Origin of the sequence: Psychromonas sp. MME1 (assembly GCF_041080865.1) — a bacterium.
GTDB lineage: Bacteria > Pseudomonadota > Gammaproteobacteria > Enterobacterales > Psychromonadaceae > Psychromonas.
In genome coordinates this window covers 2,771,797-2,788,681 of sequence record NZ_CP160906.1, presented here as the reverse complement: position 1 = coordinate 2,788,681, position 16,885 = coordinate 2,771,797, and the positions used below count along the sequence as shown (strand labels likewise).

Sequence of the window (16,885 nt, the reverse complement as noted above, 5' to 3'; positions counted from 1 at the left end):
GGTTATTCCTTACTTTCAAAAATATATTTAGATAAATTACCGACCGATGCAAAATGGTTGCGGACGTTAGGATCATCAGCATCAATGATGACGTTGTAACGCTTTTTAATGGCTAACCCTAATTCAAGCGCATCAATTGAGTCTAAGCCGAGGCCGCCGCCAAATAGCTCAGCATCGGTTTCAATATCTGCCACGCTGATATCTTCGAGAAATAGCGCATCAATGATGAGTTGTTTTATTTCCGTATGTAATTCGTTCATTAAGTCCTACTTACTGATTTTTAAGTGTGATCGGGTGGAAAAAGATCGCTAAGGTGCCTATTTAAATTTCTGACCGCTACCGAAGGAGGAAGGTGACTATCAATAAAAGGCTGTATGCTTAGTTTATCTTTTACTTGCACGTGGAAAAAGGGCTTTATGTCAGGAACTTGATACCATTTTGTCTCTTTGGTTAAAAAAGGGGGGATACATGAATATGTATCATCCGTATATCTGTCGCTGTTTTGATAGCAATTTGTGCAGCCCCTCGTTGTAAAACCGAATGTTTACCGGGCGTGGTGCGTGTTCCTTCAGGAAAAATTAAAAGCACATTGCCATCATTTAAGCGTTTAGCGCAATGTTCGATTAACTCTTGTGCGCCGTTGTTGGGAATATATCCCGCTGATTTAACTACGCCTTTCATAAAGGGGTTATGCCAAATTGCAGCTTTCACTAAACAGTCGCATTGCTTTAGGCGGGAGGCGATCAGTACGTAATCAATTAAGCTAGGGTGATTCGCTATAAGCAAACAATTTTTATCTAATTGTAACTTTTCAGCACCTTCAATACGGTAATCAAGCGCACCGAGAAAGCGCATGGTGTCACAGAAAAGCGAAAATGCGCGCTGAATTATTTTTTGTACTTGTAACTCTCGTTGACTGACTTCTTTGATGGAAAAGGTTAATAGAGGAAAGATAATAAAGGTAAGCGTCAGTCCGCCCAAACCAAATAAGCTAAAACAGAAAGCCGTCGCGAAAATACGCCATAATTTATTAATACGTTGGTAGAGTGTCACAATTGTTTCGTCCAAATCCATTTTTTATGATTACTTTTAATTTCCATGTTGCGCATTGTTAAAAGAAAATCTATGACATTAAACGCCTGTGGGTATTCTTCTCGCTGATTTTGTTGATTTTGTTGATAACTGATTCAAACGTCCCGCCCAGATTGTAACAACATGGCGAACGCATAGCTTGGGTATTGCTGAGTCTCATATTGTTGATATAACGCGGGTAACATTTCATCAAAATCAACGAGTAAGACCGTATGTTGTGGGTTTTCCGCAAGGTAACAGTAGGCCTCAATAATGGCACTTGTGAGGCTATTATCTGACGCGGTTATTGATGTCACAGGCGCGGTGCAATGGCTAGCGATGGTGAATAAACCCGCCGCGGTATTATGTACCGATTGCGAAAAAGCCATCGGTGAAGCATCTTCGCCTTTAATGATATCTTCAAGTAAAGCGACTGTCCGAGAGAGTTCTGCATGGCGGCTAGAGAAAACAATATAGTCGATCTGCGCTTCTTGAGAGAGTTGTAGGGCAGTTTGTACCGCTATTTTACTTAAACGACTCATGCGTCGACGCATCATCGGCGGAATTAAATTATCTGCAACGCTCTCGGTTGTCGTTGGCCAGCGTTTGTTTTTATCTAGCCATGTTTGCCAATCTTTCCTGTTATTTACTCCTGGAGCTAATGCGAGCCAAGCTTTTATATTAAATTCGATATCATCCATAAATCTTATTCTTTGTTTTAATGACGAGTTACAAGCTGTAGCATAGCAAGGTAGTAAATCTACCATCAATCATGCATTGCTACTCGCGATATGATCAAAAAAAGATTAATTGCTGCTGATACTGTTACTTTGCCAATAAAAACATACAATAACCCTACTCGTAGCAGTTGAATTACGATTCATTAACGAAATAACAGACAAATTAATAGATTAAATAATAGGGGCGTCATGATTGATTTTTCTAAGGATCCATTAACGGCATTACAAGCAAAAAATGAAGCACAAAAATTGGCCTTTTCCCCAATTGTTTTTCATGCTGCTCGCACGTTACGAGATCTCGGCATTTTAACGGTATTAGATAACGCTCAGTCACAAGGGTTAAGTGCGACAGAAATAAGTCGGCAAACGAATGTTTCTGAATATGGCGTAAAAGTGTTATTAGAAATGGCATTAAGTGCCCATATCGTTACATGGGAGAAACCCAATTACGTTATTGCTAACCTAGGGTATTTCCTATTACACGACAAAATGACGCGTATTAACTTAGATTTCACGGCGGATGTTTGTTATGCCGCGATGATGCATTTAACCGAATCGATACAAAAGGGCGTTCCTGCGGGTTTAAAGGAGCTGGGTAATTGGGCAAACATTTATGAAGGTTTATCCATTTTGCCTGGGAAAGCGAAAAAAAGCTGGTTTGAATTCGACCATTTCTACTCAGATAGAGCTTTCCCTATTCTTTTGCAAACCATATTTAAAGATAAACCTAAGCGTATCTTTGATATTGGCGGCAACACCGGGAGATGGTCTTTACAATGCGTTAATTATGATAGTGATGTCGAAATGACGATTATTGATTTGCCACAGCAGATTGAAATGGCGATGAAAAACGTAAAAGCACAAGGTTTTGCAGATCGCATAAAAGGTTACCCCATGAATATGCTCGATAAACACCTCGCTTTACCAACGGGCGCTGATATTTGGTGGATGAGTCAATTTCTAGATTGTTTTTCTCCTATGGAGATACTTAGTATTTTACAACGAGTACGTAATGCCATGAGTAAACAGGCTAAATTGTATATTTTAGAGCTGTTCTGTGATGCTCAGAAATATGAAGCGGCAACATTAAGCTTAAATGCAACGTCATTATATTTTACCTGTCTTGCTAATGGGAATAGTCGCTTTTATCGCAGTGAAGATTTCTTGGAGATAGTTGAGGCCGCAGGATTTGTTGTGGTGAAACGTAGTGATGATATCGGTTTGGGGCATACCCTGCTTGAGTTACAGGTAAATTAATGGGGAAAATTTCTCATTCTCTGCTGTTGAACCACATGGCGGACATCTAGCCATCTTGATGTGCGGATTGCCAAAAATCACAACACACGTTAAAATGCCCCATAAAAACTATGGGGTCTTAAACATGTCTACAAAATGGAACGGTGAATACATCAGCCCTTATGCTGAACACGGTAAAAAAAGTGAGCAAGTTAAAAAGGTAACCGTCTCAATTCCCACCAAAGTTTTGAAAATACTGACCGATGAGCGAACGCGTCGTCAAGTAAACAACCTGCGCCATGCAACCAATAGCGAATTGCTTTGTGAAGCATTTTTGCATGCCTATACGGGGCAGCCTTTGCCGAAAGATGAAGACCTAGATAAAAATCAAGATGCAGATAAAGTAACAACTGAATAATAATGTTCCATATTTAAAAAACTAGCTCGCTTTATCTCGTCGTTGATTGTCTGTTGCTATGTCGTTGTAGACAAATAGAGAATTACCTTTCATTTTTTTAGCCATTGATTTCGCGTATGTGGTTAATACGGCAACATCGTGATGCGTTTTACAAATGGGCGGTGGTAAACTTACGCAACCTATGGATAAACTCAAAAGCGGGTGGAATTGTTTATTACCTTCGCGATCTTCACCTAATATTCCGCCCTTTAGTAGATCTTCTGGTTGGTAGCGATCGCGAACCCAGTTAGCGAACTTGTTGAGTATTTTCTGGCATTTTTTTTGCCAAGAATCAGAGGATAGAATTAAAATAAAATCATCTCCACCAATGTGGCCAATAAAGTCATCACGATCAGTAATAACCTCTCTTAAAATATCTGCAACGCCAAGGATTATTTGGTCACCTTTTTCATAACCATAATAGTCATTGTATGGCTTGAAATGGTCTAGATCGATGTAACAGACCGCAACGGGTATTTGCTCTTTAATCCGTAGATCTAATCTTTTACTGATGGGGACATTACCAGGTAACAAAGTGAGTGGATTGGCATAGCGCGCATTATCGATTTGTAGATTAGTGATCTCCTTAAGAAGGTCAATAATGGAGCCAACGCCTTGGTATTCTCCATTACTTACAATAATAAATTCCAGTGCTTTTTTACTTCTAACTTGATCGCTAATTAACATACTGGCTTGTTCAATCGGTAAATTATTCTCTAATATCAGAACATGCCGATCAACGAGCGATGTTATTTTGTTTTTGCCTGATAATTCTCGCCCGTATTTTGAAAAAAATAAATTTGTTAGGCTGTTACGGCGAATTAAGCCAATCGGTATATTATTATCAAGCACTGGAATGCTATCTAAGTCTGGTGCTTGCTTAAACAAATCCGCACACGTTTCTACACTTGTTGAAACGTTAATTGCATCGATATATTGCAATAAATCACCGACTTTTTTTGATGAAATAAGCCTGTTTTTACTTCTTTTGGTGACTCGCCTATCACTGAAAAAATGGTTCTCTACCTTTTGGATGGGGAGCGGCTCTGGGTGACTAAAATAATAACCTTGGCAAAATGGTAAGCCAATTTTTTCTATAAATTGAAATTCATCGACTGTTTCAATACCCTCGGCAATCACCTTACAATCTAGCTCTTGAGCAATATTTTTTATCGAGCGTACAAATTGCTGTTTTACTTTATCGTTATCAATATCACACATAAAGTGGCAATCAATTTTAACAAAATCGGGGCGCAACTCATACCACATACGAAGTCCAGAGTAACCCGAGCCTAAATCATCCATGGCAATTTCAAAGCCCATCTCCTTATAATGCTTTAATGCATCTCGAACTAGTTCATAATTCTCTAAGGGACTGTGTTCAGTTAATTCAATGACGACACGGGAAGGCGGGAAGCCTATTTTTTCCAGTAATTTTAATGTTTGGCCTGATTTGAAGTTAGGTTGGAAGAGCGTTTCTGGGCTCGCATTAAGAAATAGCTTCCCGGGGAGGTCAAGTTTTTTGAATTGCAGAATTGATAACTCGCGACATAAAAACTCCAATTCGACTAATCTGCCTTGTTGTTTGGCCTCTGCAAATAGCGCCACTGGTGAATGCAATGTACCTCCTAACGGCCCCCGTATTAAGGCCTCATATCCAAAAATACTACGTTCCGCATTTTCAATAATGGGTTGAAAAACAACGCTAAGATTTTTATTTTGAATGATAGAGTCCAGTGAAATCGTCGTTAAATTTTGCATATTTAGTCTTCATTAAATAGGTTAGATTCGAGATTTTTACTCATTTTATTTGGCTCTCTTTAGCTAACCTTTAAAGGTTATAAGGTATTGTAAATAAAGTGTTAAATCGATAAGTGATATCCCTGTAAAGCGTTTAAGATAAGGTTTGTTTGTGACGTTTTTATGACAATTGCTGGTATCGCAATCAATTTGCTTCTCTATTTGAACATGGTTTGATTAATGTCATTTTATGGGTTATTCCCTTAATTCTTTTCGTATAAGAATTTATTCATTTCCGTGAAAATTTAATTATTTATTTATCTTTTCTTAATAAAAAACAATTACTTTAAATAATTCAGTTGGTTATTAAAGTACATTTTTGATTAAGGTGAATAAAATAATGAAGTTAAAAGTTAAACATAAATTAATCCTACTAACTTGTATTCCCATTTTCATTACGATTTTTTTTATCACGATTATGTTTCACTCTTCTAATGTATTGATTAAAAATACAGAGGATGTGATATCTAAACGCTTACTGCCTATTATTCAATTAAACGAAATAGTGACGCTTTACTCGACCAATATTGTCGATTTGGCGCATAAGACGCGTGCACAAATGTTGCTCTGGAGCGAAGCTGATGAGCAAATAAAAAGTGCCCAAAAAACATTGCAAATAAGTTGGCAACAATATTTAAGTAGTGAATTATCAGAGCAAGAAAAAATATTGATAGAAGGCAATCAGGGCGCTTTTGAATCGGCACAAAATACGATTCTCAAGTTGCAAGGTTTTATTGAAGCACAATCGAGTTATGCAATGAGTGATTTTGTCGATCTTGAGCTTTATAGTGGTATTGAGCCAATCACAACACTCTTAAAAGCGTTGATTAAGCAGCAGAAAATCATAGCAGATGAGACACTGCAAGAGGCTCAGCAATATAGTGCCACTATTAAACAGTGGCTTGGTATTATTGCTATTAGTGTTGCTCTTGTTGCTCTAATGTTGGGCTGGTGGCTCGTTTGGGGTGTGAATCGTCGCCTCGATAAGATGCTCAATATTATTACGCAGATTGAATCGAGTAACAATTTATCACTGCAGCTAGATATGCCGCAAGGAGACGAATTTGGGGATATCGGTAGGCGTTTTGATCGGATGATCCGCTCCTTTGCCGTTATTATCGAAAGTATACAAGAAAACTCCGCCCATTTAGCGACGGAATCACAGCAATTGGTTGCTATTAATCGTAGCAATGAAGCGCAGTTACTTGCCCAGCAGGTAGAGTTGCAATCGACAATTAGCAGTGTCGATAGTTTGAATGAAGCAAGTTTGCTTCATTAGATGACTTACAGGTTACTAATGGTGCTGTGATCGATGCCAATGGTAAGGCGCATGATTGTAATCAAACGGTCAAAGAGACGGTCGCCGCTATTATGGATGTGGCACTATTGGTGAAGGATAATAGTGACAATATGACACATTTACTTACTAGCAGTAAGCAAATTGGCAAAGTCACCGAGGTGATTCAATCTATTGCTGAGCAAACTAACTTGTTGGCCTTAAATGCAGCGATTGAAGCCGCTAGGGCTGGAGAGCATGGGCGAGGCTTTGCCGTTGTTGCTGATGAAGTGCGCCAGTTAGCCACTAAAACGACCCATTCCATTAAAGATATTCAAGCTATCATTGCCAGTATTCAAAAAAATACAAAAATCTGTTATCAGTTGATGTGTGAGGGAGAAAAAGCGAGTGATAACGCAGTTTTAAAAGCGGAAGCAGCAAGTCAACTACTGTTACAGATCACCCATATTTTCGATAAAATTGCCGTGCAAACGAATACGATTAGTGAACGGTCCCAATTTCAAATGGAAGTGGTCAGTGGAGTAAAGAAAAATATTAATAATACCGAACAATTAGCTGGCTTATCGGCGAAAATGTCTACAGATGGATTGAACTACAGCGGTGAAATGGTCTCGCGTGTTGAACAAATTAATGCGCAGTTAAGGATATTTAGCACGGTGTAAGGTTAACTATCTGATTTTACATACTAGTTAGTGTCTGAGGCTAAGCCCGTACAGTATTGGCTAAGCCTCTCAGGAAAATATTTTTAGTTAATATTTGCTAATTCTCTGTGACTCTTCCTATACTGATTAAAGATTAAATAATAACTGTTATCAATACGATGACTTGAGGTATCACTCATTTCTCAGTTGAAGCGTTTTTTAACTAATCGGGAGGGGAAATAATGTTGTCGAAGCCAGTTTATGAACTTATTCCTTATGCCTATTTGAGTATAGGTGGTGTGAGTGCCATCTCTATCGATAGCATACTGGGGCTTTTCTCGGGTATAGCTCTTTATGGATTAGGGGCTTTAGTGTGGATGATGCGATTTCATTATAGGCATCCTGCAAAAGCAAATTTTTATCGACGCGGGACGCTTCTACCTGAAGCAATTTATGAATTTAAACCCTTTATACTTTTAGCTTGTTCACTTTTTTTATTTGCATTTTATATCACGCCTTGGGCGATTGGGGGCGGTTTCGCTCTCGTTGCACATAGTTTTTATATCCTATTGAAGCGTTACCAGAACCGCACCTATGTAAGAGTTTAGTCCCGACATTAGCGCTATGCATGACACATTGTGGCTATTATTAAATGGGGTGCGGGCTTTAGCCCGCCATTTGCTACTGTGTGTAGAGAGTATCCATCTTTATTTAATCATAACGGCTTAAATTTGCCCGTTTCGTAATAATAATATGAAGATCACTGCAAATAGACTTATGATATGGCTCTGTTCTCTTTGTGGCTGCTTTTTATGAATAACGCTTCTTCACAAACATCTTCAAAAATGGTCTCAAAAAGTCACTTTTTGGGTATTTTTTCAATTGTCTTTTTACCGATGTTATTAGCAGCGATAGACCAAACCTTACTTTCCACGGCGACACCTGCCATTGCTAAGGAGTTGGGTGGGATCCAATCCGCCTCTTGGATCATGATTGGTTATCTGCTTGCGACGGCGGCGTCCGTTCCCATTTATGGGTGGTTGGGAGACCGTTATAATCGCCGTAATATGTTGATTGTGGCGTTAGTGATCTTTTCTATTGGCTCGTTGACCTCTGCGTTGGCGCATTCCATGCCGATGTTGATTATTGGGCGAGTGATACAAGGTTTAGGTGGCGGGGGGTTGATGAGTTTATCGCAGGCATTGATTGGTGAGCTGATACCACCTCGACAACGTGCTCGCTTTCAAGGCTATTTTGCCTCTCTATTCGCCGTTGCCAGTATCGGTGGGCCTGTGATCGGAGGGGTTGTTGTGACGTACTTTTCATGGAAGTGGTTATTTTGGATCAATATCCCGCTGGCGATCTTTGCTGGCTATCGCTTACTGGCTTTGGCGGCCAGCCCGTCCTCATTAGTTAAACGGTCAGTAGATTGGGTTGGGTTAATCCTGTTCCCCATCATTATGACGACCTTTATTTTTTGGTTAACTTCGGGGGGGGTATAGATTCCCATGGTTTTCCTTAGAGAGTGCGATGTACATTGGTATGGCTATCCTGTTGGCGATAGTGATGTTGATGCAACAACAAAAAACTGCGCACTCATTTCTACCGCTGCATTTATTGATTAAAAAGGAGGTTTATATTCCGTTAACGTCAACGTTTTTGTTTGCTGCGTGTTTGTTTGCATTAATCTTTTTTTTGCCAATCTATTTACAGCTTGGTTTTGGTGCTAATGCATCGACTTCAGGTTTATTATTATTGCCACTAACCACGGGGTTAATAACAGGATCGTATATTACCGGTAAGATAATCGCTAAGACGGGCGTTCCGAAATGGATACCTGTGGTGGGGATGAGTATCACCACGGTGGCGTTTTTATTATTAGGTTTGCTACCTCCACAGCCAACCATCATCTCTGGATTAGGGCTTTGCTGCGGTCTGGGATTAGGCACTGTCATGCCGTCTACACAACTGCTTATTCAAACCGTTGGCGGTAAAGAGAATCTCGGACGTATTACTGCAATGGCATCATTGTCGCGTTCATTGGGGGCATCGATGGGGACGGCATTATTTGGTGCTCTTATCTATGCATTAATTCCTAACTTTGACCGCAATGCCAACATTAAGTTTTTGTTGGCTAGCCCGCAAACGCATATTATTGATGCGTTTCAAACTGCATTTTTACTCGCCGCAGTACTCGCTTTCTGTTGTGCGATTAATGCCGCTCGAGCGCCGAGAATACAGCTAGACGACCTTGATCAAAAATGGTGAGCGATATGACTGATTGCCATTCTTAGGTACAGGATTGAATCTGCTTGATCAGCCATTGTACGCTATCTTGGCTATCATAAAGTTGATGGGTAAACATGCTTAAAGATAATTCGGGGATGCCAGCTGGCAGATTAACCATCCTTAACGGCAGCATCTCCACGAGCTGTTTGGCTATATTATAAGGGACGCACATTAAATAATTACTTTTGGCGATAACCATGCCACCAACCGCATAACTTTGCACTATCATAGATATGTGGCGGGACTGATGTTGGCTATGTAGCCAGCGATCAATGAGATCTGCCCCACTGTTGATTAGCGGTAGATGAACCTGTGAGGTGCGTAAAAACTGCTTTAGTGTTAAGCTGCTAGGCAATCTGTTTTTCTCTGCCACTATGCCAACATAATGGTCTGACAACCAATGATAGCGATGATAATAACGTGGCATTTCCTGCAAATTATCAACAGCAAGTAAGATATCAATGCGCCCATCTTCAATCCTTTCTAGCTGTAAATTTTCCGACAAGATATCAATGCCGATACGTACATTCGGCGCTTTTTTTTCTATTTTGGCTGCTAATTTAGGTAAGCCATAAAATTCAAAGTAATCAATCGCACCAATATAGAAGGTTTTCGCAGCGATGCTCGGTTCAAAGGGCTTTGCCTTATCGAGCGCCATTTCAATGGTGTTTAATCCCTTTTTAATTCCCGGTAATAAATTGGCGATAAAGGGGGTTGGTTCCATTCCTACCTTGGTTTTTATAAATAATGGATCATCAAAACGATTACGTAATTTAGAAAGAATGTGGCTTGCCGCAGACTGACTCATAAAAAGCCGCTGTGCAGTGCGAGAGAGGTTTCTTTCATGATCTAAAAGAACCAACAAGCGCAGTTGATTAATATCTATATCCATAGGTTATTACTTTCCTTCATATTAAAATCAAAATATCGCATTTTCATTATAACTTAAGCGAGGATAAAGTATCACCATTAAAAATCTACTGTTAATTTAAAAATATGAGGATGTAAACACAATGAGAAAAGTGAAAGTTGCTGCAACACAAATGTCTTGTTCATGGGATGTGCAGGAAAATCTTGTTAAAGCTGAGCGTTTAGTTCGTCAAGCTGCCAGTGAAGGTGCGCAGATTATTCTTTTACAAGAGTTATTTGAAACGCCCTATTTTTGCATTGAAATTAATGAAAAATACCATGCATTAGCGACCACCTTAGAAGAAAATCCGGCTTTTCAATTACTCACTAAATTAGCCAAAGAACTGCAAGTGGTTTTGCCTTTTAGCTGGTTTGAAAAATCAGGCAATGTGCGCTTTAACAGCATGGCGATGATTGATGCGGATGGTTCTTTATTGGGAACTTATCGTAAGACACATATTCCAGACAGTGATGGCTACCTAGAAAAATACTATTTTAGCCCTGGTGATACGGGTTTTAAAGTGTGGAATACACGCTATGCAAAAATTGGCGTTGGTATTTGTTGGGACCAATGGTTTCCTGAAACAGCGCGTTGCATGGCTTTGCAGGGAGCGGAAATCCTCTTCTATCCAACGGCAATTGGTAGCGAGCCAAGCCAACCTACAATGGATTCGCAACCGCATTGGACGCGAGTGATGCAAGGTCATGCCGCCGCTAATCAAACCCCTATTATTGCTTCCAATCGTATTGGTATGGAGAGTGCGACAACGCGTGATGTGAGCATTACATTTTTTGGTTGTTCTTTTATCTGCGATCAAAGTGGCGCGATTGTTGAGCAGGCTGACCGTGTCAGCGAAGGGGTGCTTTGTCATGAATTTGATCTCGATGAAATCACTTTTCAACGTCAAGCTTGGGGGCTATTTAGAGATCGTCGCCCTGATCAGTATAAAACGCTATTAACGCTTGATGGGAATCTGTAAGCGTAACACTGCTTATTAAAATAAAGGAATAAAATTATGACGGATAAAAAAATGGGCGTTAGCGCGCTCGCACTGTTTAGTTTATGTGCTGTTTTAGTACTCGATACATTAACCGCCTCAGCATCAATAGGGGTTAGTTCTATTGGCTGGTGGGCATTTATGCTGGTTGTATTTGTTATCCCCTATGGGTTAATCACTTCCGAGTTAAGTGCCACCTACCCTGGAGAGGGCGGGATTCATGATTGGATAAAACGTGCCTTTGGTAAAAATTGGGCAATCCGTGTGACGTGGTTTTATTGGGTGAATGTCGGTTTATGGATGCCTGCTGTTTATATTTTATTTGCTGGTACTTTTGCCGAACTTTTCTTTCCCGATCTGTCACTGGCCATGCAAATAGCCATTTGTATCAGCTTAACGTGGTTAACGGTTTGGATTTGTAATGTTTCTGTAAATGTTGGCCTGTGGGTTTCTAATCTTTGCGCAATATTAAAAATAGCGATTATTTCTGTGTTGGCTATTGGTGGTTTTGTACATGCCTTTAATCATGGTTTTGCTAATGAGTTTACATTTTCCGCGATGCTCCCCTCCTTTGAAACGGGCAGTGCCTTTTTGCCTGCTTTAGTTTTCAATCTAATGGGATTTGAATTGGTTGCAACAATGACCAAGGAGATGAAAGATGTAAAACAAGTACCTAAGGTGATTTTTCTTGCCATTGCGGTGACTGCTTTTTTATATGTTGTCGGTACCCTTGGTATATTGGCGGCTTTACCCGTGCAAGATATTGGCTTGGTAGCAGGTATTGTGGATACTTTTAAGGTGCTTTTCGGTGACGGTGCCTTTGGTCAAGCAATCACATTGATGCTTGGTGTAATGACGCTAATTACCTTTATTGGCAACATGGTCAGCTGGACGATGGGCTCTAGTCGCGCTGCAGCTGAATCTGCCAAAGAAGGAGAGTTGCCTGAGTGCGTTGGTTATTTATCGGCAAAATATGCAACCCCTGTTGGAGCCAATGTAATCACTGGTTTAGTCTCTACTGCCGTGATCGTTATTTATGCTTTTTTTGCGAGTAGCAATGATGAATTGTTCTGGTCGATGTTTGCCTTCTCTAGTTGTATCTTTCTTTTACCTTACCTATTTATGTTCCCAGCATATTTAAAATTACGAGTTACCGACGCACAGCAAATTCGCCCTTTTAAAGTGCCAGGCAACTTTGTCACTCAGTTAGTGATGACGTTAATCTGTTTTGCCATTATCGCACAGGCCGTTGTGCTATTTATCTTTCCTGAGATTATTTCCAGTAGCATCGACTGGACCTACAGTGCGCCTGTATTAGGTGGTGTGTTAATGACCATTGTGGTTGGTGAAGTGCTCTTATATCGCAGTTTAGCGGCAAATAAGGCGGGCAAAATCTCTACTTCAAAGGAGGCTTGTGTATGAATATAGCACTTAATTCAATACATTCACTGCGAGGATATCGCATGCCCGGTGAGTATGAACCTCAGCAAAGTGTTTGGATGGGCTGGCCACATCGAGCAGATAATTGGCGAGAAAACGGCAAAATGGCACAGCAAGCATTTATTGATGTTGCCACGACCATTGCTGAAAAAACAGCGGTGACGATGATTGTGAGCCCGTTGCATTACGATCAAGCTCGAGCCAAGTTGCCTGATAGTGTACGAGTGGTTGAAATGTCCTACGATGATTGTTGGCTGCGTGATATTGGTGCGGTTTATGTGGTTAATGATAAGCAGCAACGTAAAGCGATTGATTGGCAATTTAATGCTTGGGGTGGGTTGGTTGATGGATTATATGCCCCTTGGGATAGTGATGATAAAGTCGCTAAGAAAATGGCCGAAATTAATAATGATAGTTGCCATCGTGCGCCGATGATATTAGAAGGTGGGGCTATTCATGTTGATGGTGAGGGGACCTTATTCACGACGGAAGAGTGTTTGTTGCATGAAAGCCGTAATCCTGATTTGTCCAAAGCGCAAATAGAAAGTCAGTTACAGGCCCATTTAGGGGTGGAGAAAATAATCTGGCTTAAGCAGGGTTTGTACAATGATGAAACCAATGGTCATGTGGATAATTTAATGCATGTTGTTAAACCGGGTGAGGTGTTATTAACGTACTGTGACGATCCCCTCATTCCACAGTATGCTATTAGTCAGCAAGCTTATCAAACACTGCGTGAGGCGCGTGATGCTAAAGGGCGCAAGATAACTATCCACAAGCTACCGATGCCGGGGCCTTTGTATATTACCAAGGAAGAGGCACAGGGGATCGTTGCCAGTGATGGGATGTCTCGACAAGAAGGAGAGCGATTAGCGGCTTCTTATGCTAATTTTTTAATTAGTAATGGGCAGATTGTTTATCCTTTGTTAGATGAACGCCATGACCAAGAAGTTTTTAACATATTACAACGGGTCTTTCCTGATTATGAGATAAAAGGGATTGCTGCACGTGAAATTGTGCTTGGAGGTGGCAACATCCACTGTATAACACAACAAATACCGCTATAAAAAAATATGCCGATAATAGCCCCATTAATAATAGTGGGGCTTTTTTATGGTCAGCCATTGCTATTATCTCATTGATCAACTCTTGCCTTCTTGCTATAAATACCTATCTGGATAGGGAGCAACTGCGTGCATATCATTAATTTCGAAGCTTTTTTAATTGCCATCACCATCCTCACCTTAACTCCGGGATTAGACACGGCATTGGTGATTCGTAATAGTAGCCGTTCAGGTAGCCTTGATGGCTGTGTGACCAGTTTAGGGATCTGTTCCGGCCTGTTTGTGCATGCACTTTTTTCTGCACTGGGGATCTCGGCAATTTTACTGCAGTCTGCGCAGTTATTTGAGGTGATGAAGTGGATTGGTGCGTCATACCTTATTTGGCTTGGGCTCACTAGCTTGCGTGGCATGTTTAAAGCGCAGCCTGATTTAACCATGCAAGATCAAAAGCATCTGGTTTTTAACTGTCGTCGTTCGCTGCGCGAAGGCTTTTTATCTAATGTGCTTAATCCGAAAACGGCTATTTTTTATTTGGCTTTTTTACCGCAATTTATCGACCCCAATTATTCACCCGTTTTACAATCTTTAACCATGGCTGCTATTCATTTTTTAATTGCGATGGTGTGGCAATGTGGTTTAGCTCATGCCATCCATTCAGCAAAAGCCTTTTTTAAAAATCAAAGTGCGATGAAAACCATGGAAGGGCTGACCGGTGCTGTATTAATTTTTCTCGGGGTAAAACTAATACTCAGTGATAAATAACCTCAACCGTCACTATCTTAGGCAAAGCGATTATTTAAATAATTGATAATCGCTTTGGATTCATACAGCCAAGTGACCTTATTGGCCTCTTCAATACGCAAGCAGGGCACTTGTACTTTGCCTGCTTGTGTTGCAAGTATCTCTTTATTAGCGCTTTGTTTAGCATCAACCGTGGTTATTGTAAGATTTTGACGACGCATCGCGCGGCGCACTTTGACGCAAAAAGGGCAGGCTTCGTATTGGTATAGCTGCAGTGATTTACTCTCTAAATCTATTTTAATCTGTTCATGTTGCTCTCGTTTACGTCTTTTAGGCGGCAAACTAAAGTTTACTAATAAAATGATACGCCCCAAAATCCAACGGATTATAAACATCTACACACTCTCTTTTGTTATAAAAATGTTAAAAATAAAAGTAAGTTTAACTGAAAAAAATGGATCATTAAAGGTAAGATGGTGATACCTAGAAAAACAGAATGGATTACATCGATGAGTGACATTGCATCACCCTGTATACGAAATTGTTGCTTGGATGAAAAAGATATTTGTATCGGCTGTTTTCGCACAATGAATGAAATTATGCAGTGGCGAGAAGTGAATGAGCAAGAGAAGCGAGTTATTCTGGCTCGCGTTCAAAAACGCAAAGAAAGAGATGCAAAATCAAAGGGGGATAAATGAAGCAAACTATCAGTATTTTGGGCAGTGGTTGGTTAGGTGTACCCGTTGCAAAGAGGCTATTAAAGCGCTTTGCACAGGTTAAAATTTCTACCCGCACTGACGAAAAAATGGCACATTTAGCAGCGTTGGGTTTACAGCCTTACCTTATCGATATTGAAAATTTACAGGATAATATCGACCCTTTTTTAAATAGTGATATTTTACTCATTAATATCACTAGTAAAAATGTAGCTGCCTTTGCACTGCTGCTTGAAAAAATAGAACAGTCGTCGATACAGAAGCTGTTATTCATTAGCTCAACGGGGGTTTATCCCAATAATAGTGGGCTTTGTAAGGAGTCTGATGATCTAAGTGAGGTATTGCATCCGCTTTTAACCATCGAATCACTGTTTCGTAATAGTCGCCATTTTCAGACAACTATTTTACGTTTCGCTGGATTAATTGGTGGGCGCCGTCATCCGGGGCGCTTCTTCGCTACGACAAAAGTGCCTGCTAAGACCATTTCCTCAGCGCAAGCGCCAGTTAATCTTATTCATCTTGATGATTGTGTTGAGATGATTGAACAGATTATTAAACGCGAAGTTTGGGGGGAAGTGTTAAATGGCTGCGCAGATACCCACCCAACAAAAGCGCAATTTTATACCCACAATGCGCTAGCATTAGGGTTAGAAAAACCGCGCCTTAGTGATGATTCGGCAATTAATAAGGTTGTTTGTAATGACAAAGTAAAAGCCTTGTTGGATTATCAATTTATCCATCCAGATCTAATGCAAATTGATGATTACGAGTAAGCGATAGAGTTAATTATTTGTCGTTTATTGCTTGCAAATAAGCTTGTGCATCCGCTAAGTTAAATTGATTAAATACTGCGATATTATGGGCACGTAATAACTTAGCGGTGCACCCTTCGCCGTTAACTAATGTCCTGTTAAAACTGCCATCGTAACGTAATGAACTGCCACATGATGGGCTTTTTTCCGTCAAAATGGCAACTTTCACCTTATTCTCTAAGGCCAGTTGCAAGGTTTTTTGTGCACCGAGTTTAAAGGCTACACTCACATCTTCCCCACTTGCCGTTTTAATGCTGCCATCTACTTGTATTTCAGCAGCTGCGCGTGGCGTTGCTAAACCGCCACACACTTCAGGGCAAACGGGTAATAGCCACTTTTTTTGTTGCCACTGCATTATTAAGGGATCTTCTAGTTTATTTATTTTGCCATCGTATCGTACCCGTTCACCAAGTAAACAGGCACTGATGAGGATTTTAATATTGTTGTCTTTAGGCATAGCGGTATCGTTTTTGTTTAGAAATTAGCAGCGCAAGATAGCACAACGTTTACCCCTTTTTAAAGTAAGGTTTTGTTAGAAAACATTGATTTATATGTGGTCTTTGTTAAGTAAATGGTTACCTATTAGTGGGTATATTGCTATTTTGTTAATGAAATTCGGGTCGTGATGCTGTTTATTTTGATTTTCATCAAATTTGTTTTTCGTTATTTGGTTA

20 protein-coding genes are annotated in these 16,885 nt (G+C 40.2%); 13 read left to right on the top strand and 7 right to left on the bottom strand.

From position 1 onward, the window contains the following. Positions 1-2: 2 nt before the first annotated feature. The 3 genes from AB2N10_RS12830 to AB2N10_RS12820 all read right to left on the bottom strand — a co-directional run bounded on the left by AB2N10_RS12830 (position 3) and on the right by AB2N10_RS12820 (position 1,772). The gene (locus tag AB2N10_RS12830; RefSeq protein WP_354622770.1) at positions 3-260 is read right to left on the bottom strand and encodes a phosphopantetheine-binding protein; all 258 of its coding nucleotides are present in this window, start codon (positions 258-260) and stop codon (positions 3-5) included. Positions 261-450: 190 nt separating this feature from the next. Continuing rightward, positions 451-1,068, bottom strand: a complete 618-nt coding sequence (locus AB2N10_RS12825) for a lysophospholipid acyltransferase family protein (RefSeq protein ID WP_369433937.1) — start codon at positions 1,066-1,068, stop codon at positions 451-453. 119 nt (positions 1,069-1,187) lie between these two features. Then, complete coding sequence (locus AB2N10_RS12820) at positions 1,188-1,772, bottom strand: beta-ketoacyl synthase chain length factor (protein ID WP_369433936.1); 585 nt, start codon at positions 1,770-1,772, stop codon at positions 1,188-1,190. Between the two features lie 228 nt (positions 1,773-2,000). On the opposite strand from AB2N10_RS12820, the gene AB2N10_RS12815 reads away from it, so the two are divergent. Together AB2N10_RS12815 and metJ are read left to right on the top strand one after the other, a co-directional pair. Next, on the top strand, positions 2,001-3,068 hold the full coding sequence (locus AB2N10_RS12815; protein ID WP_369433935.1) for a methyltransferase: 1,068 nt from the start codon (positions 2,001-2,003) through the stop codon (positions 3,066-3,068). 124 nt (positions 3,069-3,192) lie between these two features. Then, entirely contained in the window at positions 3,193-3,465 is a 273-nt protein-coding gene (gene metJ / locus AB2N10_RS12810; RefSeq protein WP_354622765.1) for a met regulon transcriptional regulator MetJ, read from the top strand. Between the two features lie 21 nt (positions 3,466-3,486). Here the strand turns inward: metJ and AB2N10_RS12805 are convergent, their stop codons facing one another. Further along, positions 3,487-5,265 (bottom strand): GGDEF domain-containing protein, encoded by a 1,779-nt coding sequence (locus tag AB2N10_RS12805; RefSeq protein WP_369433934.1) that lies wholly within the window; start codon positions 5,263-5,265, stop codon positions 3,487-3,489. A 379-nt stretch (positions 5,266-5,644) separates the two neighbouring features. Here AB2N10_RS12805 and AB2N10_RS12800 point away from each other — a divergent pair, with 379 nt between their 5' ends. The 5 genes from AB2N10_RS12800 (at position 5,645) to AB2N10_RS12780 (ending at position 9,510) form a co-directional block, all read left to right on the top strand. Then, positions 5,645-6,583, top strand: a complete 939-nt coding sequence (locus tag AB2N10_RS12800; RefSeq protein ID WP_354622763.1) for a methyl-accepting chemotaxis protein — start codon at positions 5,645-5,647, stop codon at positions 6,581-6,583. 26 nt (positions 6,584-6,609) lie between these two features. After that, on the top strand, positions 6,610-7,263 hold the full coding sequence (locus AB2N10_RS12795; RefSeq protein ID WP_354622762.1) for a methyl-accepting chemotaxis protein: 654 nt from the start codon (positions 6,610-6,612) through the stop codon (positions 7,261-7,263). A 221-nt stretch (positions 7,264-7,484) separates the two neighbouring features. Further along, positions 7,485-7,850 (top strand): hypothetical protein, encoded by a 366-nt coding sequence (locus AB2N10_RS12790; RefSeq protein ID WP_354622761.1) that lies wholly within the window; start codon positions 7,485-7,487, stop codon positions 7,848-7,850. A gap of 204 nt (positions 7,851-8,054) precedes the next feature. Then, complete coding sequence (locus AB2N10_RS12785) at positions 8,055-8,744, top strand: MFS transporter (RefSeq protein WP_354622760.1); 690 nt, start codon at positions 8,055-8,057, stop codon at positions 8,742-8,744. Positions 8,745-8,772: 28 nt separating this feature from the next. Continuing rightward, on the top strand, positions 8,773-9,510 hold the full coding sequence (locus tag AB2N10_RS12780; protein WP_354622759.1) for an MFS transporter: 738 nt from the start codon (positions 8,773-8,775) through the stop codon (positions 9,508-9,510). Positions 9,511-9,532: 22 nt separating this feature from the next. Here the strand turns inward: AB2N10_RS12780 and AB2N10_RS12775 are convergent, their stop codons facing one another. Continuing rightward, on the bottom strand, positions 9,533-10,423 hold the full coding sequence (locus AB2N10_RS12775) for a LysR family transcriptional regulator (protein WP_354622758.1): 891 nt from the start codon (positions 10,421-10,423) through the stop codon (positions 9,533-9,535). Between the two features lie 121 nt (positions 10,424-10,544). Between AB2N10_RS12775 and aguB the strand changes: the two genes are divergently transcribed. From aguB to AB2N10_RS12755, 4 genes are all read left to right on the top strand, one after another. Beyond that, positions 10,545-11,420 (top strand): N-carbamoylputrescine amidase, encoded by an 876-nt coding sequence (gene aguB / locus AB2N10_RS12770; RefSeq protein ID WP_354622757.1) that lies wholly within the window; start codon positions 10,545-10,547, stop codon positions 11,418-11,420. A gap of 36 nt (positions 11,421-11,456) precedes the next feature. Further along, complete coding sequence (locus tag AB2N10_RS12765; protein ID WP_369433933.1) at positions 11,457-12,860, top strand: APC family permease; 1,404 nt, start codon at positions 11,457-11,459, stop codon at positions 12,858-12,860. Continuing rightward, positions 12,857-13,945, top strand: coding sequence for an agmatine deiminase (gene aguA, locus AB2N10_RS12760; protein ID WP_369433932.1), 1,089 nt, complete (start codon positions 12,857-12,859; stop codon positions 13,943-13,945). The genes AB2N10_RS12765 and aguA overlap by 4 nt, the downstream gene beginning before the upstream one ends. A gap of 126 nt (positions 13,946-14,071) precedes the next feature. Continuing rightward, positions 14,072-14,704, top strand: coding sequence for a LysE family translocator (locus tag AB2N10_RS12755; RefSeq protein ID WP_354622754.1), 633 nt, complete (start codon positions 14,072-14,074; stop codon positions 14,702-14,704). A gap of 17 nt (positions 14,705-14,721) precedes the next feature. Here the strand turns inward: AB2N10_RS12755 and AB2N10_RS12750 are convergent, their stop codons facing one another. After that, positions 14,722-15,078, bottom strand: coding sequence for a glutathione S-transferase N-terminal domain-containing protein (locus AB2N10_RS12750; RefSeq protein WP_354622753.1), 357 nt, complete (start codon positions 15,076-15,078; stop codon positions 14,722-14,724). Between the two features lie 114 nt (positions 15,079-15,192). Between AB2N10_RS12750 and AB2N10_RS12745 the strand changes: the two genes are divergently transcribed. Both AB2N10_RS12745 and AB2N10_RS12740 read left to right on the top strand, forming a co-directional pair. Continuing rightward, positions 15,193-15,381 (top strand): DUF1289 domain-containing protein, encoded by a 189-nt coding sequence (locus AB2N10_RS12745; protein ID WP_354622752.1) that lies wholly within the window; start codon positions 15,193-15,195, stop codon positions 15,379-15,381. Continuing rightward, on the top strand, positions 15,378-16,172 hold the full coding sequence (locus AB2N10_RS12740; protein WP_354622751.1) for an NAD(P)H-binding protein: 795 nt from the start codon (positions 15,378-15,380) through the stop codon (positions 16,170-16,172). The genes AB2N10_RS12745 and AB2N10_RS12740 overlap by 4 nt, the downstream gene beginning before the upstream one ends. A gap of 13 nt (positions 16,173-16,185) precedes the next feature. Here the strand turns inward: AB2N10_RS12740 and AB2N10_RS12735 are convergent, their stop codons facing one another. After that, positions 16,186-16,668 (bottom strand): DUF523 domain-containing protein, encoded by a 483-nt coding sequence (locus AB2N10_RS12735; RefSeq protein WP_354622750.1) that lies wholly within the window; start codon positions 16,666-16,668, stop codon positions 16,186-16,188. Positions 16,669-16,885: the final 217 nt, after the last annotated feature.